At 72.4% G+C, this 21,327-nt stretch carries 16 protein-coding genes and 3 tRNA genes; 7 read left to right on the forward strand and 12 right to left on the reverse strand.

The annotated features are described in order from the left end of the window. Positions 1 to 75 precede the first annotated feature (75 nt). A complete protein-coding gene (locus SGUI_RS05830) occupies positions 76 to 4,017 on the forward strand; it encodes a cell wall-binding repeat-containing protein (protein WP_191090951.1) in 3,942 nt (1,313 codons plus the stop codon). Positions 4,018 to 4,205: 188 nt separating this feature from the next. Here SGUI_RS05830 and SGUI_RS05835 read toward each other — a convergent pair whose 3' ends face one another. Further along, positions 4,206 to 6,038 (reverse strand): glycoside hydrolase family 15 protein, encoded by a 1,833-nt coding sequence (locus SGUI_RS05835; protein WP_066637448.1) that lies wholly within the window; start codon positions 6,036 to 6,038, stop codon positions 4,206 to 4,208. Between the two features lie 169 nt (positions 6,039 to 6,207). Here SGUI_RS05835 and SGUI_RS05840 point away from each other — a divergent pair, with 169 nt between their 5' ends. Further along, on the forward strand, positions 6,208 to 6,402 hold the full coding sequence (locus tag SGUI_RS05840) for a hypothetical protein (RefSeq protein WP_066637450.1): 195 nt from the start codon (positions 6,208 to 6,210) through the stop codon (positions 6,400 to 6,402). Here SGUI_RS05840 and SGUI_RS05845 read toward each other — a convergent pair. The 6 genes from SGUI_RS05845 to tyrA form a co-directional block, all read right to left on the reverse strand. Continuing rightward, positions 6,394 to 7,326: a pseudouridine synthase gene (locus SGUI_RS05845; RefSeq protein ID WP_066637452.1), complete on the reverse strand. Its 933-nt coding sequence runs from the start codon at positions 7,324 to 7,326 to the stop codon at positions 6,394 to 6,396. The genes SGUI_RS05840 and SGUI_RS05845 overlap by 9 nt on opposite strands. Before the next feature lie 35 nt (positions 7,327 to 7,361). Further along, on the reverse strand, positions 7,362 to 9,044 hold the full coding sequence (gene ettA / locus SGUI_RS05850) for an energy-dependent translational throttle protein EttA (protein WP_066637455.1): 1,683 nt from the start codon (positions 9,042 to 9,044) through the stop codon (positions 7,362 to 7,364). Between the two features lie 51 nt (positions 9,045 to 9,095). Next, positions 9,096 to 9,632 (reverse strand): single-stranded DNA-binding protein, encoded by a 537-nt coding sequence (locus tag SGUI_RS05855; protein ID WP_066637458.1) that lies wholly within the window; start codon positions 9,630 to 9,632, stop codon positions 9,096 to 9,098. Between the two features lie 231 nt (positions 9,633 to 9,863). Further along, a complete protein-coding gene (locus tag SGUI_RS05860) occupies positions 9,864 to 11,501 on the reverse strand; it encodes a GTPase (protein WP_066637460.1) in 1,638 nt (545 codons plus the stop codon). Then, positions 11,501 to 13,204 (reverse strand): dynamin family protein, encoded by a 1,704-nt coding sequence (locus SGUI_RS05865; protein ID WP_066637462.1) that lies wholly within the window; start codon positions 13,202 to 13,204, stop codon positions 11,501 to 11,503. The genes SGUI_RS05860 and SGUI_RS05865 overlap by 1 nt, the downstream gene beginning before the upstream one ends. A gap of 53 nt (positions 13,205 to 13,257) precedes the next feature. Further along, on the reverse strand, positions 13,258 to 14,400 hold the full coding sequence (tyrA, locus tag SGUI_RS05870) for a bifunctional chorismate mutase/prephenate dehydrogenase (protein WP_066637468.1): 1,143 nt from the start codon (positions 14,398 to 14,400) through the stop codon (positions 13,258 to 13,260). Positions 14,401 to 14,444: 44 nt separating this feature from the next. Between tyrA and SGUI_RS05875 the strand changes: the two genes are divergently transcribed. Continuing rightward, a tRNA-Arg gene (locus tag SGUI_RS05875) sits at positions 14,445 to 14,517 on the forward strand. Between the two features lie 92 nt (positions 14,518 to 14,609). Further along, positions 14,610 to 14,840, forward strand: a complete 231-nt coding sequence (locus tag SGUI_RS05880) for a hypothetical protein (RefSeq protein ID WP_066637471.1) — start codon at positions 14,610 to 14,612, stop codon at positions 14,838 to 14,840. 9 nt (positions 14,841 to 14,849) lie between these two features. On the opposite strand, the gene SGUI_RS05885 is transcribed toward SGUI_RS05880, so the two are convergent. After that, on the reverse strand, positions 14,850 to 16,079 hold the full coding sequence (locus tag SGUI_RS05885; protein ID WP_083190525.1) for a PrsW family intramembrane metalloprotease: 1,230 nt from the start codon (positions 16,077 to 16,079) through the stop codon (positions 14,850 to 14,852). 78 nt (positions 16,080 to 16,157) lie between these two features. Here SGUI_RS05885 and orn point away from each other — a divergent pair, with 78 nt between their 5' ends. Beyond that, positions 16,158 to 16,733 carry an oligoribonuclease gene (orn, locus tag SGUI_RS05890; protein WP_237141498.1) on the forward strand — a complete coding sequence of 192 codons (576 nt, stop codon included), beginning with the start codon at positions 16,158 to 16,160 and terminating at the stop codon, positions 16,731 to 16,733. Positions 16,734 to 16,804: 71 nt separating this feature from the next. Here orn and SGUI_RS05895 read toward each other — a convergent pair. Together SGUI_RS05895 and SGUI_RS05900 are read right to left on the reverse strand one after the other, a co-directional pair. After that, positions 16,805 to 16,877, reverse strand: a tRNA-His gene (locus SGUI_RS05895). A 103-nt stretch (positions 16,878 to 16,980) separates the two neighbouring features. Continuing rightward, positions 16,981 to 18,006, reverse strand: a complete 1,026-nt coding sequence (locus tag SGUI_RS05900; protein ID WP_066637477.1) for a YihY/virulence factor BrkB family protein — start codon at positions 18,004 to 18,006, stop codon at positions 16,981 to 16,983. A gap of 150 nt (positions 18,007 to 18,156) precedes the next feature. Between SGUI_RS05900 and SGUI_RS05905 the strand changes: the two genes are divergently transcribed. Then, positions 18,157 to 18,807, forward strand: a complete 651-nt coding sequence (locus tag SGUI_RS05905; RefSeq protein ID WP_237141462.1) for a DUF1801 domain-containing protein — start codon at positions 18,157 to 18,159, stop codon at positions 18,805 to 18,807. A 61-nt stretch (positions 18,808 to 18,868) separates the two neighbouring features. On the opposite strand, the gene SGUI_RS05910 is transcribed toward SGUI_RS05905, so the two are convergent. Further along, positions 18,869 to 18,941, reverse strand: a tRNA-Lys gene (locus tag SGUI_RS05910). Between the two features lie 138 nt (positions 18,942 to 19,079). Continuing rightward, on the reverse strand, positions 19,080 to 20,195 hold the full coding sequence (locus SGUI_RS17355; protein ID WP_191090952.1) for an NUDIX domain-containing protein: 1,116 nt from the start codon (positions 20,193 to 20,195) through the stop codon (positions 19,080 to 19,082). A gap of 69 nt (positions 20,196 to 20,264) precedes the next feature. Here SGUI_RS17355 and tdh point away from each other — a divergent pair, with 69 nt between their 5' ends. Then, positions 20,265 to 21,317 (forward strand): L-threonine 3-dehydrogenase, encoded by a 1,053-nt coding sequence (gene tdh / locus SGUI_RS05920; RefSeq protein WP_066637481.1) that lies wholly within the window; start codon positions 20,265 to 20,267, stop codon positions 21,315 to 21,317. The last annotated feature ends 10 nt before the right edge of the window (positions 21,318 to 21,327 follow it).

Here is a 21,327-nt window from a genome sequence, read left to right on the forward strand (position 1 = left end):
TGGGGATCTCTCGGCTTCTCGACGACGTGGAGCCGTCCAGCGGCGACGTCCACCGTTCCGAACAAAGGACATACAGTGCATCAGCCATCTGCACGCCGGAGGACGCGCCTGCTGGCGCTCGCCGGCGCGGGTGCTGTCATCGCGCCGTTGGCCCTGGTAGCCCCCTCAGCGTGGGCCAACCCGGACCTGACGGTCAACGAGGACGGCACCTATATCGTCATGCTCGCGGACAGCTCCCTGGCCGCCTACGACGGGGGCGTCCAGGGCATCCCCGCCACCAAGCCGGCCGAGGGCGAGAAGCTCAGCACCACGACCGCCGCCGCCGAGGACTACACCGCCTACCTCGACCGGCAGCAGAACGCCGTGCTGGACTCCGTGGGCCTGGACCGCGCCGACGCCGTCTACACCTACTCCACCGCGTTCAACGGCTTCACCGCCGACCTCACCGGCTCCCAGGTGTCCGCCCTGCGCAAGGACCCGAAGGTCGCCGCGGTGTGGGAGAACGAGGTCCGCTACACCGACACCATCACCACCCCGGACTACCTCGGGCTGACCGGTGACGACGGCGTCTGGAACACCCAGTTCGGCGGCGACGCCAACGCGGGTTCCGGCATCGTGGTCGGCATCATCGACACCGGCTTCTGGCCGGAGAACCCCAGCTTCGCCGCCCTGCCGGGCGACCCGGAGCCGCCCGCCGACTGGAACGGTGAGTGCGTCGAGGGCGACTCGGCCGACCCGGCCGACAACGTGACCTGCAACAGCAAGGTCATCGGTGCCCGCTTCTACCCGGACACCAACGACACGAGCTTCGACTTCGAGTCCCCGCGCGACACCAACGGGCACGGCAGCCACGTCGGCGGCACCTCGGCGGGCAACGTCGACGTCCCCATGGAGATCAACGGCGTCGAGCTCGGCGAGGGCAGCGGTATGGCCCCGGCCGCCCACCTGGCCTTCTACAAGGCCCTCTGGCAGACCGAGGACGGCAACGGCTCCGGTACGAGCGCCGGCCTCGTCGCCGCGATCGACGACGCGGTCGCCGACGGCGTCGACGTCATCAACTACTCCGTCTCCGGGTCCTCGGACTACGTCGTCACCGCGGACGAGCTGGCCTTCCTCGACGCCGCGAACGCCGGCGTCTTCGTCTCGACCTCGGCCGGCAACTCCGGCGACACGGTCGGCGAGAGCTCGGTCGCGCACAACTCGCCGTGGACGATGACGGTCGCGGCCTCCACGCACGACCGCACCAACTCGGCCGAGGTCGAGCTGGGTGGCGGTGCCCCGGTGACCCGCATCTCGGGCACCAACCGCTACGACACCGCGGCGCAGATCGCGGCGGCCTATCCCGAGGGCGTGGACACCGTCTACATCGCCACCGGCAACCAGTTCGCCGACGCCCTCTCGGGTGCCGCGGCCGCCTCGCAGGGCCTCGTCCCCGCGAACGGTCTCGACCAGCCCGCCGTCGCCCCCGACGGCTCGCCGGCCCCGGTGCTCCTCACCAAGGTCGACGAGATCCCCTCCGCCACCATGGAGGCGCTGGAGTCGATCGACCCGGACAACATCGTCGTGCTCGGCGGTGAGGTCGCGGTCTCCGACGACGTCGAGGACGCGCTGGGCGACTACGGCACGGTGACCCGCGTCGCGGGCGCCAACCGCTACGAGACCGCCGCGCTCGTCGCCGAGCAGTACGGCGAGGTGGACCACGTCTACGTCGCCACCGGTCAGGACGAGGCCTTCCCGGACGCGCTGTCCGGCTCGGCGCTCGCCGGCAGCGAGGGCGTGCCCGTCCTGCTGACCAAGAGCGACATGGTCCCCGGCGCCGTCTCCGACGCGCTCGAGGCCATGGGTGACCCCGAGGTGCACGTCATCGGTGGGTCGGCCGCGGTGAGCGAGGACGTCTTCGAGGACCTCGGCGGCTCCGAGCGGCTGTCCGGCACGGACCGCTACGGCACCTCCGTCGCCGTCGCCGAGCAGTTCGGCTACGACGCGGACAACCCGGCCCCGGTCGTGCACACCGCGACCGGTCGGGACTACCCGGACGCACTGGCGGGGTCGGCGCTGGCTGGCTTCCAGGGCGTCCCGGTGGTGCTGAGCCGCCCCGACGGGCTGCCCAACGTCGTCCGCGACGGGATGGTGGCCCTGGCCCCCGAGTCCGCCGTCATCCTCGGTGGTGAGGGTGCGCTCAACGACGACGTCCGGACTGAGATCGAGGCGCTCTTCGAGGACAGCTCGCAGACCTACCCGGGCATCAGCTCCGGTATGGGCGTGGGCCCGGCCCCGCTGGTGAACTCGGTCGACATCGTGGCGGCCGACTCGACCGTCGCCGATGCGGAGCTCTGCCTGCCCGGCTCGCTCGACGCGGCCGGAGCGGCCGACAACATCGTCATCTGCACCCGCGGCACCAACGCCCGGGTGGAGAAGAGCGAGACCGTCGCCGAGGCCGGTGGCATCGGCATGGTCCTGGCCAACAACAACAACGAGGAGTCGCTCAACGGTGACTTCCACTCCGTCCCCACGATCCACGTCGACGGCACCACCGGCGACGCGATCAAGGCCTACGAGGCTTCCGACCCCAACCCGACGGCCACCATCTCGGCGACCGGCGAGGGCCCGGAGCTCACCTACCCGGAGATGGCCGGCTTCAGCTCCTACGGTCCGGCCTCGGCCGGCGGCGGAGACCTGCTCAAGCCGGACATCACCGCCCCGGGTGTCGACGTCATCGCCGCGGTCTCCCCGGCCGGTAACGGCGGGAACAACTTCGACAGCTACTCCGGCACCTCCATGTCCGCCCCGCACATCGCCGGCCTGGCCGCGCTGATGATGCAGGACAACCCGGAGTGGAGCCCGATGGCGGTCAAGTCCTCGATGATGACGACGGCCGACCCGACCAACTCCGAGGGCGAGCTCATCAACTACGCGGGTGCGCCCGCGAGCCCGCTCCACTACGGGTCGGGTGAGGTCGAGCCGGGTGCTGCCTACGGCACGCCGCTGGTCTACGACTCCGACGTCATCGACTGGATCGGGTACGCCTGCTCCATCGGCCAGTGGCAGCTCATCGGTGGCGCTGCGGACTGCGCAGACCTCGGTGAGAGCGACCCGAGCGACCTCAACTACCCGAGCATCGCCATCGGCGACCTGGGTGGTACGCAGACGATCACCCGCACGGTGACCGACGCGAGCGGCGAGGGCGGCACCTTCACCGCCGAGGTCGAGGCTCCCCCGGGGATCGACGCGGTCGTCGAGCCCTCGACGATCACCGTCGAGCCCGGTGGCACGGCGACCTTCGAGGTCACCTTCACCACGACCGACGCCGAGCTGGGCGAGTGGACCTTCGGGTCGCTGACCTGGACCGGCCCGGGCGAGGACGTCCGCAGCCCCATCGCGATCAACCCGGTCGCCATGGGCGCCCCGGCCGAGATCCGCGGCGAGGGCACCGAGGGCTCGGAGACCTTCGAGGTCACCCCGGGCTTCAGCGGCGAGCTGACCTCGGTCGTCCACGGCCTCATGGCCTCGGACGTCACCGACCTGGACGTCACCTCTGACGGCCCGGCCGGTGGCGACGGCATCGCCGACGCGGTGGTGCCGGTCACGGTGCCCGAGGGCACCTCGGCCATCCGGGTCGAGGTCGTCGAGTCGGAGTGGACGCCGGACGGCCTCGACCTCGACCTCTACCTCGCGGACAGCGAGGGGAACGTCGTGGGTCAGTCCGCCGCCGGCGGGTCCGACGAGTCGGTCACGACGGTGGCGCCCGCCCCGGGCGACTACCTCGTGGCGATCGACTTCTGGAGCGGCGCCGAGGGCGAGGTCGCCAGCGGTCCGCTGCACGTCTTCATGCCGTCCGCGGACGAGGGCAACATGACCGTCACGCCGTCCCCGGTCGCGGTGACCGCCGGCGTGCCGCTCGACCTGACCGCCGCGTGGACCGGGCTCGACGCCGCCACCCGCTACCTGGGTGTCATCGGCTACAGCACCGGCGGCGAGGAGGTCGCCTCCACCCTGGTCTCGGTCAACACGCCGTGACCCACGGTCGGCCAAGCTGAGCCCGGCCGACCCGGCGCCTCGGGCCCGTCCCCTCCCTCACGGAGGGGGCGGGCCCGACGCATGTCCCTCAGGCCCCTCCCCGACCGGCCGCACGGTTTGTCTCGACCGGCCGCACGGTTTGCGTCGACCGGCCGCGCACTTTGCGCAGACCGGCCGCACGGTATGCCTCAGCCGGACTCTCCCCGCACGTGCGCGATCGCGTCCGCGGCCCGCACCAGCCCGAGGTGGCTGAAGGCCTGGGGGTAGTTGCCGAGCATCCGGCGGGAGGCGGGGTCGTACTCCTCGGCCAGCAGGTCGAGCGGCGCCCCGGCGTCGACGCAGGCCTGCATGAGCCGCTCGGCGTCCTCGATCCGGCCGGTGCGGGCATACTGCTCGACCAGCCAGAAGGTGCAGATGAGGAAGGGCGCCTCGGCCCCTCTCAGACCGTCCATGTTGTGCTGCTCGCCCATGCGGTAGCGGTGCAGGAAGCCCTGGTCGTCGACGAGCTCGCGCTCCAGCCGCTCGACCGTGGCGAGCATGCGCGGGTCGTCGTAGTCGCAGAAGCCGGTGTGCGGGATCTGCAGCAGCGAGGCGTCGACCTCGTCCGCGCCGTAGGTCTGCCGGAACGCGCCGCCCGGGCCCACCCCTTGCTCGTCGATCTCGGCCCGCACCCGGTCGCGCAGCGTGCGCCAGTGCTCCACGTCGCCGCTCAGGTCGTGCTCCTCGACGGCCTTGATCCCCTGGTCGAAGGCGGCCCAGACCATGACCCGCCCGTGGGTGAAGAAGTGCTTGTCGCCCCGCATCTCCCAGATGCCGTGGTCGGGGTCGTGCAGCCGCTCCGCCTGGGTGTCGAGCATCATCTTCTGGATCCCCCAGCTGTAGGAGCCCTCGGGGATGCCGGCACGGCGCAGGTCCGCCAGGGCGAGCATGACCTCGCCGATGACGTCGGCCTGGTACTGGTCGGCGGCACCGTTGCCGATGCGGACCGGGCGGGAGTCGGCATACCCCCGCAGGTTCGGGAGCTCGCGCTCGAGCAGGTCGCGCTCGCCGGCGAGGCCGTACATGATGCGCAGCTGGTTGGAGTGGCCGGCGATCGCCCGCAGCAGCCAGTCCTTCCACGCCTGCGCACCGCCGTCGAGACCGTGCAGGACCATCGCCTGCAGGGTGAGGGCGGAGTCGCGCAGCCAGGTGTAGCGGTAGTCCCAGTTGCGCTCGCCGCCCGGGTTCTCCGGCAGCGACGTGGTCGCCGCCGCGACGATGCCGCCGGTGTCCTTGTGCGTGAGCGCGCGCAGGACGGTCAGCGATCGCGTGACCTGCCGGGCCCAGGGACCGGTCGCCTCGATCTGCCCGCTCCAGGAGCACCAGTCGTCGATGGTCTCCTCGAGCACGGCGTCGACGTCGATCCGGCTCGGGAGCGGCTTCCACGACGCCTGGCCGGTGAGGACCCAGCACAGCTCCTCCCCCTCGGCGAGGGTATGCCGGGCGCGGTGCGCGTCCTCCTCGGGCACCGGCTCGGGGAGCGGGCCGTGCAGGATGAGCCGCGAGGGTCCGCCGACCGCGGTGAGCACCTCCTCGACCGCGCCGTCCTCCTCCTCGATCTCGGTCCGGTGCACCCACGGCCGCACGGTGGCGTAGTCGAAGCGCATGATCAGCTCGTGCTCGATCTCGACGGTCCCCGAGGTGCACCGCACGACCCGGACGATGTCGGAGCGGCCGTCGACGTGCGGCATGAAGGTCGTCACCTCGGCGGAGCCCTCCGGCCCCTGCCACACGGTGCGGAAGACGAAGGTGCCCTCGACGTAGTCCCGCTTCTCGACGTGCCCGCCGACGACACGGACCAGCCAGCGCCCGTCCTGCTCGGTCCCGAGCAGCGCGGCGAAGACCGAGGGCGAGTCGAAGCGGGGCAGGCACAGCCAGTCCACGCTGCCCTCCGGGGAGATGAGCGCGGCGGTGCGCATGTCGCCGACCACCGCGTAGTCGCCGATGGGCACGTCAGGGGTGGGGTTCTCCGCCGCAGTCATACCCTCGAGTCTCGCAGCAGACCCCTGCGACGCGCCGCCCGGCCCGGCCCGGTCGCGAGGGTCCCGACCACGACGCACACCTGCCGCACAGGTGGGGCGTGCACCATGGTGGTGGGCGGCCCACCGTGACGCCGCCCGTCCGTGACGGCCGAGCGAGAGGACACCGGCGATGTGGTGGCACGACCTGCTGTGGGGGATGTGGAACGGGCTGACCGCCTGGGTGGTCCTCATCGCGCACGTCTTCGGCGCCTGGGAGCAGTTCCCCTTCTACAACAGCGAGCGCGCCGGCAACTGGTACGACCTCGGCTTCCTCCTCGGGGCCGGCTCCCCGCTGCTGGGGATGCTCCGCGCGCGCTCAGGCTGAGCCGACGCCGACGCCGACGACGGGTAGGGCCCGCCGGGAGGAGAAGCTGCGCTCCCGGCCGCTGACCGGGTCGACGAAGGACACCTGCGCGGCCAACAGCTGCAGCGGCGTGCTGAAGTCACCCGGGTCGACGGCGCGGACCGTGGGGTAGAGCGGGTCTCCGTCGACGGGTATGCCCAGGGTCGCCAGGTGCAGCCGCAGCTGGTGGGTACGGCCGGTCAGCGGCGTGAGCCGGTAGTGACCGCGCCCGCCGCGTCGACCGAGCAGCTCGACGCGGGTGGTCGCGTTGGGTTCGCCGTCGACCACGCGCGCCTGCAGCGTCCCGCGCTCCTTGACGATGCGGTTGCTCAGGGTCAGCGGCAGGTCCAGCCGGTCCGAGGTGGGGGCGAGGGCCTCGTAGGTCTTGCGCAGCCCACCGGCCTCGACCATCCGCTGGTATGCCCCGCGCACCTGCGCCCGGGTCGTGAGCAGCAGGACGCCGCTGGTCAGCCGGTCGAGGCGGTGCACCGGCACGATCTCCGGCAGGCCCAGCTCCCGGCGCAGCCGCACCACCACGGTCTCGGCGACGTGCGCTCCCCGCGGCATCGTCGCGAGGAAGGGCGGCTTGTCCACGACGAGCAGGCCGGTGCTCTCGTCGTGCTCGAGGATCTCGATGTCGACGGGGACGGGGACCTCGTCCGGCAGGTCGCGGTAGAGGTGGACCACGCCGCCCGGACGGTATGCCGTCCCCCGATCGACTTGCGTGCCGTCCGCGAGGCGGATCTCGCCCACGGCGAGACGGCGGGCGATGCCGTCCTCGTCGCCGGTGCGCTCGAGGAGGAAGGCGACCACGGTGCGCCAGGTGCCCTCGTCGGGCATCCGGACGCGCGCCGCCCCCAGCCCGTCGCGCGGCGGCAACGGCGGCTGGGGGCGGCGGCGGGGCATACCGTGCGGTCGCCCGGGAGTCCGGTCGCTCCCGCTCAGTCGCGGGTGAGCTTGCGGTGGGTCACCCGGTGCGGGCGGGCGGCGTCGACGCCGAGGCGCTCCACCTTGTTCTCCTCGTAGGCGCCGAAGTTGCCCTCGAACCAGTACCAGTTCGCCGGCTCCTCGTCGGTGCCCTCGTAGGCGAGGATGTGGGTCGCGACCCGGTCGAGGAACCACCGGTCGTGGCTGATGACCACGGCGCAGCCCGGGAAGTTGAGCAGCGCGTTCTCCAGGCTGCCGAGGGTCTCGACGTCGAGGTCGTTGGTGGGCTCGTCCAGGAGCAGCAGGTTGCCGCCCTCCTTGAGGGTGAGCGCGAGGTTGAGGCGGTTGCGCTCCCCGCCGGAGAGGACCCCGGCCTTCTTCTGCTGGTCTGGCCCCTTGAACCCGAACTGGCTGACGTAGGCGCGGCTGGGGATCTCGACCTGCCCGACCTGGATGAAGTCGAGCCCGTCGGAGACGACCTCCCACAGCGACTTCTCCGCGGCGATGCCGCCACGGGACTGGTCGACGTAGGAGATCTCGACCGTCTCGCCGACCTTGACGTCGCCGGCGTCCGGCTCCTCCAGCCCGACGATGGTCTTGAACAGCGTCGTCTTGCCGACGCCGTTGGGACCGATGACGCCGACGATGCCGTTGCGCGGCAGCGTGAACGACAGGCCGTCGATGAGGGTGCGCTCGCCGAAGCCCTTCTTGAGGTCCTTGACCTCGATGACCTGGCTGCCCAGGCGCGGACCCGGCGGGATCTGGATCTCCTCGAAGTCGAGCTTGCGGGTGCGCTCGGCCTCGGCCGCCATCTCCTCGTAGCGGGCCAGGCGGGCCTTGTTCTTGGTCTGCTTCGCCTTGGCGTTGGAGCGGACCCACTCCAGCTCGCTCTCCAGCCGCTTGGCCAGCTTGGCGTCCTTCTTGCCCTGCACGGCGAGCCGCTCGCGCTTCTTCTCCAGGTAGGTGGAGTAGTTGCCCTCGTAGGGGTAGAGCCGGCCGCGGTCGACCTCGGCGATCCACTGGGCCACGTTGTCGAGGAAGTACCGGTCGTGGGTGACGGCCAGGACGGCGCCGGGGTAGGAGGCCAGGTGCTGCTCCAGCCACTGCACCGACTCGGCGTCGAGGTGGTTGGTGGGCTCGTCGAGCAGCAGCAGGTCCGGCTTGGACAGCAGCAGCTTGCACAGCGCGACGCGGCGGCGCTCACCACCGGAGAGCACCGTGACGTCGCTGTCGCCGGGCGGGCACCGCAGCGCGTCCATCGCCTGGTCGAGCTGGGCGTCGAGGTCCCACGCGTCGGCGTGGTCGATCTCCTCCTGGAGCGTGCCCATCTCGGCCATGAGCGCGTCGAAGTCGGCGTCCGGGGCGGACATCTCCTCGGAGATCTCGTTGAACCGGTCGACCTTGCGCTTGATCTCGCCGAGACCCTCCTCGACGTTGCCGAGCACCGTCTTGTCCTCGTTGAGCGGCGGCTCCTGCTCGAGGATGCCGACGGAGTAGCCGGGGGTGAGGCGGGCCTCGCCGTTGGACGGCTGGTCCATCCCGGCCATGATCTTGAGAATGGTGGACTTGCCGGCGCCGTTCGGGCCCACGACGCCGATCTTGGCGCCGGGGTAGAAGGACATCGTCACGTCGTCGAGGATCACCTTGTCGCCGTGCGCCTTGCGGGCACGCGTCATGGTGTAGATGAATTCGGCCATGACGCCAGGGTATAAGGGCTCCCGCGTCGTCTCCGAATCTCGCGGCCCGCCTCAGGCGCTGCGGGCGAGCGCCGCGTCGGCCTGCTGGTCGTCCTGGACCACGCCGTCCTCGTCCACGGCGATGTCCGGCTCGGGCTCGCCGTCGGCTCGCCGGTCCACCGCTCCGACGAGATCGTTCTGCGGCGAGGGGTCGTAGTCCGCAGACCGGTCGCCGTCGTAGCTGACCCATCCCTTGCTGAAGCGGCTCACGCCGAGGGACACGTCGTGACCGAGGCTGTCCACGTCGACCACCAGCCGGGCCCCCGCGGAGCTCTCCGTCTGCCACTCGTGGAGGGTGACGCGCCCGTGGGCGATCACCGGGTCGCCCTTCTTGAAGCTGGCGAGCGCGGTGGCACCCTTCGGGCCGAAGGCGAGCAGATCGACATAGGTCGTGTCGGAGGTGACCCAGGCCTCCTGCGTACGGTCGAACTTGCGCCGGTTGACCGCGATCGGCACGACGGCGAAGTCGTTGCCGCTCTCCTTGCCGACCCTGCGCTCCGGGTCGCGGGTCACGTTGCCCGAGACGGTGATCGTGGGTTCGTTCATCATGGTGCGTTCCCCTCCTGGTCGTCGCGCCCACGGATGCGGGCGTGCTCCCACCCTGCCCCCGACGGCGGACCGGGACCAGCGGCATACCCGGATCTGTGGACGAGCAGGCTCGCCGTCGCAGGGGTGTGGACGAACGAACGGAGGCAAGGTATGTCCGGTCGGCGGCCGGGAACCGTGCGAGCGGACGGAAGGGGTGTCCGGTCGCGGGGATGCCCTCAGGCGGGGATGCCCTCAGGCGGCGGCCTGCTCCAGCAGCGCGCGGGTCTTCTCGTGCCGGTCCAGGACCGTCATGACCGGCTTGCGGACGTGCCGGTAGGACACCTCGTCGATGGCGTCGTCCAGCACGTGCGCGACCTGCCGTCGGCGCCGCGCCGCCCCGACGCCGCCCGCGACCCGGCCGACCAGCGCGACCAGGAGCCCGGCCAGCACTCCCCCGGCGAGCAGGGCCAGCGGGATCGGCACCGGGCCCCAGAAGGGTGCGTCCACCGGCAGCTGGAGCCAGCCGAGCACCATGAGCAGCACGAGCCAGAGCAGCCCGACGACCGCGGTCGCGGCCAGGAGCAGCTGGAGCACGCCGAGCAGCGACCACCAGAACGGCGTGCGCGTCCGCAGCGGCACCCCCACGACGGCCTGGTCGAGCGCGTCGGACAGGGTGTCCTCCTGCGGGCTGGCCGCCTCGAGGACGGCGTCGGCCCAGCGCTGCGGCAGCGCCCCGCCGACGTTCTCGCCGAGCTGGCGGGTGGCGAGCTGCACGTTGGCGCGGGCCGCCGGGGTGGGGCTGGGCAGCGAGGAGCGGCCGAGCACCGCGCGCACGTCGGACGGCGCGATGCCGGCGCGGCCCGGCGAGTCGTCGCCCAGCCGGAGCCGGCGCAGCGGGTCCGGCCGCAGCCCGGCGACCCAGCGGGTGAAGGGCCACCCGGTGCGCGCCACGGCCCGGCGGCGGTAGTCGCGGTCCACCGCGTCGAGCACCACGGGGACGCCGGAGGCGACGGTGAGCGCGTGGTGCAGCCGCCGGTCCGCCTCCTGGCCGAGCTCGGGGGTCTGCCCGGCCACGCCGCGCTCGTGCACCCGCTCGGCGCTGGAGCGCAGGTCGGCGACGAGGCGCGCCTCGGCGGCGTTGCGGGCGCCGACGACCTCGCCGATCCGGTCCCGCAGGTCGGGTATGCCCCGCTGGGTCCGCGCCGAGGTGAGGACGATCTCGTGCCGGCCGGCCCCGTCCGCCTCGACCAGCCGGCGCAGGTCGGCGGCGACCTGCTCGACCTCGCCGTCCCCGCGGATCCGGTCGACCTGGTTGAGCACGACGAGCATCACCGCGTCGTGGTGCCGCAGCGGCCGGAGGTAGTCGTCGTGGAGGCGCGCGTCGGCATACTTCTGCGGGTCGGCCACCCAGACGAAGACGTCGGCCCGCTCCAGGATCCGGTCCGCCTCGACCCGGTGCCGCAGCTCGCGGGAGTCGAAGTCGGGCAGGTCCACGAGGACCAGCCCGTCCAGGCCCGCGTTGTCCTGCGTCATCGTCACGTGGTGCCGGTTGGCGACCCCGAGCCAGTCGAGCAGCTCGGAGGCGTCCTCCTCACCCCAGACCGCGGCACCCGCCTCCGCGGTGGTGGGGCGGCGCGGGCTGATCGTCGAGACGTCCTCGCCGGTGAGGGCGTTGAACAGGCTGGACTTGCCCGACCCGGTCGCGCCCGCGAGCGCGACGACGGTCCGCCCGCCGGCGATGGCCCAGCGCTCCCCGACCCGGCCGAGCACCTGCCGGGCGGCGTCGGACGACTCCGGCTCCAGCTCGGGCCCGCCCACCTCCAGCGCGGTCGACAGCCGCTCCGAACGCTCGACGACGCTCTGCGTGGTGCTCCCCTTGCCCCTCCGCATCAGCGGGTCTCCTCGACCTGCGCGGCGGCCGCCTCCAGCTCGCGGATCGGCTCCGGCGACACCGGGACCGAGCGCTGCAGCACGCCGTCGAAGCGTCCGGCCTCCGCGGCATACAGCGCGCGGACCTTGTCGACGAGGTCGTCGCGGGCGCGGGCCGCCATCCGCCGGACCGCCTCGTCCCCGAAGACCGCCTCGAGCAGACGCTGCGCCAGCACGGCCGACCCGGCGCCGACCGCGACCTCGGCCCCGGTCGGGATGAAGGCGGTGGCGCTGAAGACCACGACCATGAGCAGCACGCCGAGCCCGTTGACCCCGAAGGCGAGGTAGCGCGCGGTGGTGCGCCGCGAGCCCGCCTCCTCCCGGACCATCTCGAGGATGTCGCGCTGCCAGTCGCGGATGAGCCGCTCCACCTGCTCGGTGAAGTCGGGCGAGGCCTTGCCGAGCCCGGGGTGCTCCTCGACGAGGCGCCGGCCCCCGGGCGCCTGCTTCCAGGCGCGGGCCGCGGTGCTGGCCGCGACCTGGCCGTGCGAGGTGATGAGCGCGGCGGCACCGGTCTGCAGCGCCTCCCCCAACGGCTCGGAGGTGAGCTCCTTGCCGGTGAAGAACGAGGTCAGCCGGTCGCGCACGCGCCCGACGCCCGCCTCGATCGAGCGGAAGAACTCCCCGGTGCCGACCAGCTCGTGCCAGCGGGCGAGGACCTCCCCGCGCAGCAGCGAGCCGTCCCGCACCCCTTCACCGACCGACTCCAGCGCGTCCCGGTATGCCTGCTCCGGCGCCTCCTGGAGCGCACCCAGCGCCTCGACCTGGTCCCGCCCCGCGTCCGCGAGCGCGTGCGCCCGCGCGTCGAGCGAGCCGAGGGTCCCGGAGAGGGTGCGGCGGATGACGACCGCGCGGGCGCGGGCGTCGCTCGCCAGCGAGTGCAGCCAGCCGCGCAGCCGCTCGCTGTGCCGCCCGGGGATGCGGCCGTCCTCGAGGTCGACCTCGGGGACGGTGAAGATGGGCGACTTCCCCAGGCCCTGCTCGCGCAACATGGTCGCCAGGTGCACCCGGACCTGCTCCATGGCCTCCGGCGGCACCCGGTTGAGCACGATCGCCACCGAGGTGCCGCGCTCGCTGGCCTCGCGCAGCAGCCCCCACGGGACGGCGTCGGCATACCGGGACGCGGTGGTGACGAAGAGCCACAGGTCGGCGGCCGAGAGAAGCTGCTTGGACAGCTGCCGGTTGGCCGCGACGACGGAGTCGATGTCGGGGGCGTCGAGCAGCGCGAGCCCGGCCGGCAGCGCCTCCGCGGCGACCAGCCGGACCGCCCCGGGGTCCTCGACCTCGGCGGCCTCCCCGCCCACCCGTGCCAGCCCGGGCAGCACCCGGGTGCCGGTGAACCAGCGCGCGTCGTCGGGGTGGTGCACGAGGACCGAGGCGCGGGTGGTCGGGCGCAGCACCCCGGCGCGGCTGACCTCCTGGCCGACGACAGTGTTGACCAGCGTCGACTTCCCCGCGCCGGTGGAGCCGCCGACGACCGCGAGCAGCGGGGCGTCGAGGGAGCGCAGCCGCGGCAGGACGTAGTCGTCGAGCTGCTGCTCCATCTCGCGGCGGGCCGTGCGGGCCTCCTGGACGCCGTCCAGGTCGAGCGGGAGGGCGACCTCCCCGGCGCCGGCGCGCAGCCTCTCGACGGCAGCGAGCAGCGCAGCGGGGTCCGTGGTCACGGGCCTAGTGTGGCCCTCGCGCCGCCACCGGCCAAGACGAACCGCCGGGCCGCTCAGCTGCGCGTGGCGTCGGCGTGCGCGAGCAGCGCCCTGGACTCGCCGAGGAAGCGCTCGGCGTGCTCGCCGAACCACTCCTCGACCTCGCCGAACTGCCGCACGAAGGCCTCGCGGTCGCCCGTGCGCAGCAGCTCGATGGCTCGTGCGTAGCGCTCGTGGTAGCGCTCGACGAGCTCCAGCGCGTCCGAGGAGCCGGTGATGATGTCGAAGTAGAGCTCGGCGTCCTGGGCGAAGAGCCGGCCGACCATGATGAGCTCGAGCCGGTAGATCGGGGAGGACAGCGCCAGGAGGGTGTCGAGGTCGCGGTCCTCGTGCGCCAGGTGCCAGCCGTAGGCGAAGGTCGAGAAGTGGCGCAGCGCCTGGATGAGACCCATCGCGTGGTCGTGCTCGTCGGCGTCGACCTCGTGCACCCGGGCGCCCCAGAGCCGGATCTGCTCGACCAGCCAGGTGCTGGCCTGCGGCTCGCGCCCGGGGACGGCGGCCACGACCTGCTTGGCGAAGCTGTCGACGTCCGGGCCGAACATCGGGTGCAGCCCCAGCACCGGTCCCGGGTGGGTCTCGAGCATCGCCCGCATGACCTCGCGCTTGGTGGAGGTCAGGTCGGCGAGCAGGCAGTCGGCGGGCAGCGGCGGCAGCCCGCGCACGACGTCGAGGGTGTCGGCGATCGGCACCGAGACGAGCACCACCCCCGCCCCGTCGACCGCCTCGGCCACCTGCTCGGGGGTGTCGTCGCGCTCGACGACGCGCACGTCATACCCGGACAGCGCGAACATCCGCCCCCACAGCGCGCCCATCCGCCCCGCCCCGCCGACGACCACGACCGGGCCGAGGTCGGGTGCCTGCCGGGTGAAGCCCATGTTCTTCTCGTGGGTGTATGCCTCGCGCATGCACCGGCGCAGCACATCCTCGACGAGGTCGGGCGGCAGGCCGCGCTCGGCGGCGCGCTCGCGCTTCGTGGCGATCATCGCGCGTTCCCGCGCGGGGTCGTAGATCGGCAGCCCGTGCCGCCCCTTGACCTCCCCCACCTGGGAGACGAGCTCCAGCCGGCGCGCGAGCAGCTCCATCACCTGGGCGTCGACGTCGTCGATCTGGTCCCGCAGCGGCGCCAGGGCCTCCTGCGCCCCCGAGGGTGTGCTCATGGCGACCGATCCTAGAGGAGCGCGCACTAGACTGGGACGCTCCGGCCCCCGTAGCTCAATGGATAGAGCAACGGCCTTCTAATCCGTCGGTTGCGCGTTCGAGTCGCGCCGGGGGCACCGATCGGACGGTGCCGGGTCCGGCACGACCGGGTCGTCGCCCGGGGCCCGTCCAGGTCGCACACCCCGGCGCGATCGGGGACGCTGGAGGCATGAGCAAGCACACCCTCACCATCAGCCTGGAGGCCGACATCACCGACGAGGACGCCCTCGTGGAGTCGGTCGAGCAGGACACCCCTGACGACTCGCTGTCCCCGCACGACATCCGCGAGGAGGAGCGCGCCGCCTCCAGCCTGGTGGCGGGCGTCTCCAAGGCCCTCAAGGACCTCTCGGTCCCCGGGGTCGAGATCAGCCAGCCCAAGGTCGAGGCCCGCGACGCCTGAGGAGGACGCTCAGGCCTGGGGCACGAAGACCCGCCGGTGCGCGGTGACGGCGTCGAGGATCCGCTTCTCGCGCGCCTGCCACACCGGGTCCGGGCCGCCGGAGATCAGGTGCTTGCGTACCATCGCCAGCTCCCCGCTCTCGTCCTGGAAGGCCTCCATCGCCTTCTCGGCCTGCTTGCCCCCGACGCCGCCGGCCCAGCGGCGCGCCCGGCGACGCTCGCCGGGGCTGGCGAGCATGGCGACCTCGGCGGGGGTGTACCACCCGGCCATGCCGTAGGTCGTGAGCGCGTCGCGCATGAGCCGGGACTCGCGGTTGCGGGCCCAGCGCAGAAGCAGCAGGAAGGCGATGAAGAGCGGGACCTGGACGACGAGGAAGAGCACGAGGTAGTACTCCGAGGCGGCGACCGCGCTGTAGTTGAACAGCGCGTGCAGGAAGACCGCGCACGCCAGACCGACGAGCACGACCCAGGCGGAGCTGGCCCGGCGACGGTGGGCGACCAGCCCGAGCGCCAGGCCGGTGCAGACGGTGAACATCGGGTGGGCGAACGGGCTGACCAGGCAGCGCATGATGAACAGCCCGACCAGCCCGGGGGCGCCGGCCTCGAGGAAGGTCTGCCCGAGGTAGAGGATGTTCTCGACGAAGGCGAAGCCCGCGGCGACGATCCCGGCATACACGATGCCGTCGGTGACACCGTTGAACTCCCGCCTGGCGAAGAGGAAGATCAGCAGCACGCCGAGTCCCTTGGCGACCTCCTCGGTGAGCGGGGCCACCAGGACTGCGCCCGCGACGAGCGGGTCGGCCCCGGTGCCCGCGAGGACCGCCACGCCGATCTCGTTGAGCAGCAGCGCCGCGAGCGTGGAGATCAGCGCGCCCCAGAGGAAGGCGAACCACAGCAGGCGCGCGGGCTCGGCCTCGAGCCGGTCGACCCAGATGAAGAGGGGTATGACGATGCCCAGCGCGAGCGAGGCGCTCAGCATGCCGAGGATCGCGGCCTGCAGCCCGACCGCCGTGGTGACGATGAGGGTCATGGCCAGCGCGGCCAGCCCGAAGACGCTCACCACCGCGCTCCAGAGCAGCACGCGACGGATGACCGGGCGCCGCGTGGCGTTGGGCGGCGTCGGCCCCTGCGGCTGCTGGAAGGACATCACCTGGTGCCAGTCCCCGGACGTGCCGGGGGCGCCGCTGCCGGCGGAGGAGCCGGGCAGGGAGCTGCTCGGCGGAGTGGGCTGGAAGAGCATGGGCCTGAGGCTACCGGGACACGAGCGCCTACCCTGGATGCCGTGAGTGGTGAGCGGATCGTCTGGATCGACTGCGAGATGACCGGCCTGGACACGGTCGCGGACGCGCTGGTGGAGGTGGCCTGCCTCGTCACCGACTCCGAGCTGACCGTGCTCGGTGACGGCGTCGACGTGGTGATCCGGCCGCCGGACGAGGCGCTGGAGCAGATGGGCGACTTCGTGCGCACGATGCACACCGACTCCGGGCTCCTCCCGCTGCTGGAGAGCGGCATCACCCTGGAGGAGGCGCAGCGCCAGGTCCTGGAGTATGTCCGTGCGCACGTCCCGGAGGCGCGCAAGGCGCCGCTGGGCGGCAACACGGTGAGCACCGACCGTGCCTTCATCGCGCGCGACATGCCCGAGCTGGACGCGCACCTGCACTACCGGATCGTCGACGTCTCCTCGATCAAGGAGCTGGCCAAGCGGTGGTACCCCCGCGCCTACTACATGGCCCCCGCCAAGACCGGCGGCCACCGTGCGCTCGGCGACATCCGGGACAGCATCGCCGAGCTGCGCTACTACCGCGAGGCGCTCTTCCGCGAGCTGCCCGGGCTGGACTCGACCACGCTCAAGGAGATCGCGGCGCGGCACACCGAGGGCGCGGCGCCGGCCTGATCGGTCGGCCGATCGGCATACGCCCCGAGCACGACGAAGGCCCCGGCACGATTGCCGGGGCCTTCTCTCGGGGTGAGCGACGGGGTTTGAACCCGCGACCCTCGCGACCACAACGCGATGCTCTACCTGCTGAGCTACGCCCACCATGCTGCCTGCGGGCGAGCCCGGGCAACGCCGACCATCGTAGCGCCTCCGGGGTGTGCCCGAGAAACGCGGCGGTCAGCAGGAGCGTGGACGCGGGGACGGCTCAACGCCGCGAGGGCTCGCGACCCTCCAGCCCGGTCTCCTCCCCCGCCGCCTCGAGGTCCGCGGCGGCCTGCATGCGGGTCTCCCGCGCCTCGCGGACCACCTCGGCCTGCTTGGCCTCCTTCTTCTCCGTGCCCTCCACGTCGCGCGGCGGCAGCAGGATCTCGTCCTCGGCCGCCATCCCGGCGGCGAGCTCCTTGCCGCGCTCGATCTCGGCGTCGAGCTCGGCCCCCATGACCAGCGAGGTGTTGATGAGCCAGACCATGAGCAGCAGGATGATGACACCACCGAGGGCGCCGTAGGTGGCGTTGTAGCTGCCGGCGTTCATGGCGTAGACGAAGAAACCCGCCCCGGCCAGGATCGCCATGATGACGGCGAGGATCGCGCCCGGCGCGAGCAGGCGGAACTTGGGCTGCCGGACGTTGGGGGTGCCCCAGTAGAGCAGGCTGACGATGGTCATGAGGATGACGAGGATGACCGGCCACTTGGCGATGTTCCAGACCGTGGTGGCGGTCTCGTCGAGGCCGACGAGACCGAAGACCGCCTCGGACAGGGTGCCCGAGAGGGTCACCGACAGCACGATCGTCATGAGCAGGAGCATCACCAGCACGGTGAGCGCGAGCAGCCAGGGCCGCAGCTTCCAGATCGGCCGGCCCTCCTCGACCCCGTAGACGGTGTTCATCATCCGGCTGAAGGCGTTGACATAGTTCGACGCCGACCACAGCGAGCCGAGCAGACCGATGATGAGCAGCACGCCGGCGCCGCCCGCGCCGCTCATGCTGGCGAGGTACTCCTGCACCGTGGAGATCGTGGACTCCTGCATCCCGAGGTCGCTGCCCAGGTCGGAGATGGCCTCGCTCGTCGCGTCGCCCTGGCCGATGAAGGTCAGCGAGGTCGAGATCGCGAGGATCATCGGGAAGATCGACATCATCGAGTAGTAGGTCAGCGCGGCAGCGAGGTCGGTGCCCTTGTCGCCGGTGAACTCGGCCAGGGTCCGCTTGCCCACGACCTTCCAGTCGGTCTTCATCGCGCCCTCTCGTGCGTGCTGTCGGTGACGTCGGCCAGTCTGGCACGCGGGTCCGACAGGGGCAGGGCGGCGCGACCCCGTGCGGGCGTGCACGGTCAGGGCGGCGCCGGTCGGCCAGGTCTGTCGGTGCCGAGATCTAGGCTCCTGCTCATGAGTATGACGATCGCCGAGACCCCCGGCCTGTCCGCTCCGATGCGCTCGGCCCTGGCGGAGGCCGGCTTCACCACCCTGGCCGACCTCGACGGGCAGTCGCGCACGGCGCTCCTCCACCTGCACGGGGTCGGGAAGGTCGGGCTGACTCGCCTCCAGGAGGCGATGGAGCAGGAGGGGCTCGCGCTGGACGGCGGGCACGCCTCGTGGACGGCCACGGATCGCGGGGAGGCGCCGCTCGCGGCGGGCAGATCGGCGGAGGCGAAGACCGCGCCGTCGGGCGACTCGGCGCGCGAGTGGATCGCACAGCTGCCCTGGCCGCGCCGGGTCGAGCAGGGGCTGCGCCTGCTGGAGATCTTCGAGGACGTGACCGGCGCGCCACCGCGGATGTGGGGCCCGTCGATCGTCGGGTTCGGGGAGGCGCACTACCAGTACGCCACCGGCCGCGAGGGCGACACCATGCGCGTCGGATTCTCCCCGCGCAAGGGCGCGATCACGCTCTACGGCCTGCAGTCCTACGGCTCGCACGAGGACCTGGTCGACGCTCTCGGGACGACGAAGCTGGGCAAGGGCTGCATCTACGTCAACCAGCTGGAGGACGTCGACGAGACCGCCCTGCGCCGGCTGGTCGCCGCCGCCTGGGCGGGCTGAGGACATACCTCCGGGGATGCGAAGAGCGCCCCGGCGTGATGCCGAGGCGCTCTCGATGCGGTGCGCCCACAGGGACTCGAACCCCGAACCCGCTGATTAAGAGTCAGCTGCTCTGCCAATTGAGCTATAGGCGCGCAACAGCGAAGAACTTTACCACCGGGTCGGGCCGGCGACGAAATCGGCGCCTCGTCTGTTCGCGCGCCCGGCCCCGCACGAATTCGACCTCTCGAATCGTCGCCATGGCGACGTTTCGAGTGGTCGAATTCCGGCAGTCAGGGGCTGGTGGGGTTGGTGGGGCTCGACGGGTCGGTGCTCGTGGGGGTAATGGGCTTGTCGGGAGTGGTGTCGATGACCAGGTCGGCGCGCTCGCGCGGCCGGTCGGCGTCGAAGACCTGCTGCTCCTGGGCGGCCCAGCGCTCCCAGTGCGGCCGGAAGGTCTCGCCGTCCCGGGCGATCCCGCGCCGCATGCGCAGCCCGTCCTCGGCCTCGACCCAGACGCGGACCGCCGCGTGCTCCGCGGCCGGTCCGACGCTGGAGCCGCACCCCTCGACCACGAGCACCCCGCCCGGCTCCACCTCGACGGGCACCGGCTCGGGCGCCCAGCCGTCGGCGTGCCAGTCCCAGCGCCGGTATGCCGCCCGCTCGCCGCGCGAGAGCGGCTCCAGCACCTGCTCGGCCAGCAGCCCCGAGGCCTGCGCGAGCCCGTCCCAGCCGGGGTAGAGGTCGTCCATGTGGAGCAGGGGCGCCCCGAGGTCACGGGCCAGCGCCCGCGCCAGCACGGTCTTGCCCGAGCCGCTCGGCCCGTCGACCGCCACGACCGTGACCGCGTCGCCCGACGCGGGCGCCGTCCGCCCCTCGCCGCCCCGCGCCCGGTCGACCAGCTCGCGCAGGCGGGCGACCTCGCGGTCGTCGACCACCCCGAAGCCGAGGGCCTGGTCCGGCAGTCCGGCACCGCCGGCAGCCCGCCAGGCGGTGTCGACCAGGCTGAGGCAGGGCAGGGTCTCCAGCTCCTCCAGCGGCACCCACCGGACGTCGTCGCTGCTGCCGTCGGTCTCGACCGTCAGCCGGCCCCCAACCACCTCGGCGGTGAAGACGATCCGCACCGCCTGCCAGACGGTCTGCCCCGCCGGGTCGAGGTCGTCCAGGCCGCTCCACGCGTCGGTGGTGAGGACGCCGGTGAGGCGCACGGCATACCCGCTCTCCTCGTGCACCTCGCGCACCGCCGCCTGCTCCGGCGTCTCCCCCGGCTCGATCCCGCCGCCGACGAGGGTCCACCCGGGGCGTGCCACCCGACCGTCGGGGAGCGTCATCCCGCGCCACCGGCTCAGCAGCACCGCGCCGTCGCGCTCGATCCAGGCATAGCACCCCACCCGCGTCCGCACGTCCACCGCGCCACTGTATGCGCCCGCCGACGCCCACCCGGCCCGCCGACCTGACCCATACGTCAGGATGGACCCATGCGCGCCCTGATCAAGCCCAGCGCCGGGCCGGGACTCGAGCTCGCCGACGTGCCCGAGCCGCCGCCCGGGCCGGGCGAGGTCAAGATCCGGGTGCTGCGGGCCGGGCTCTGCGGCACCGACCTGCACATCGAGGCCTGGGACGACTGGGCCGCCTCCATGCTCGAGCCGCCGCTGGTCGTCGGCCACGAGTTCTACGGCGAGATCGTCGAGCTCGGCGAGGGGGTCCCGACCGACGAGCGCTACGGCCTGCAGGTCGGGCAGCGGTGCTCGGTCGAGGGCCACGTCGTCTGCGGCGTCTGCCGCAACTGCCGCGCCGGCCGGCGCCACATGTGCGTGCGCACCTCCAACCTCGGGGTCAACCGCGACGGCTGCTTCGCCGACTTCGTCGTCGTGCCGCACAGCAACGTCTGGGTGCAGCCCGAGCTCATCGACCCCGACCTCGGCGCCGTCTTCGACCCGCTCGGCAACGCCGTGCACACCGCGCTGTCCTTCCCGCTCGAGGGTGAGGACGTGCTCATCACCGGCGCCGGACCGATCGGCGTCATGGCCGCGGCGATCGCCCGGCACGCCGGCGCGCGATATGTCGTGGTCACCGATGTCTCGGAGTCGCGGCTGCAGCTGGCGCGCAGCGTCGGCGCGGACCTCGGCGTCGACGTCTCCCGCGAGCGCATCGCCGCGGCGCAGGAGCGGCTCGGGATGACCGAGGGCTTCGACGTCGTCCTGGAGATGTCCGGCAACCCGCGGGCGATGGCCGAGCTCATCGACAACTGCACGCACGGCGCCAAGGTGGCGATGCTCGGCATACCCGCCGAGCCGTTCGCCATCGACTGGGGCAAGGTGATCTCGCACATGATCACCCTCAAGGGGATCTACGGCCGCGAGATGTACGAGACGTGGTACAAGATGACCGCCATGCTGCAGACCTCCGGGCTGCTGCGCGACCGCGTGCGGTCGGTCATCACCGACCGCTTCCCCGCGGACCGGTGGCAGGACGCCTTCGCCGCCGCCCGCTCGGGTCAGGGCGGCAAGGTCATCATGGACTGGAGCTAGGAGCGAGACG

The sequence above is a fragment of the Serinicoccus hydrothermalis genome, from assembly GCF_001685415.1.
In the GTDB taxonomy this organism is placed as follows: domain Bacteria; phylum Actinomycetota; class Actinomycetes; order Actinomycetales; family Dermatophilaceae; genus Ornithinicoccus; species Ornithinicoccus hydrothermalis.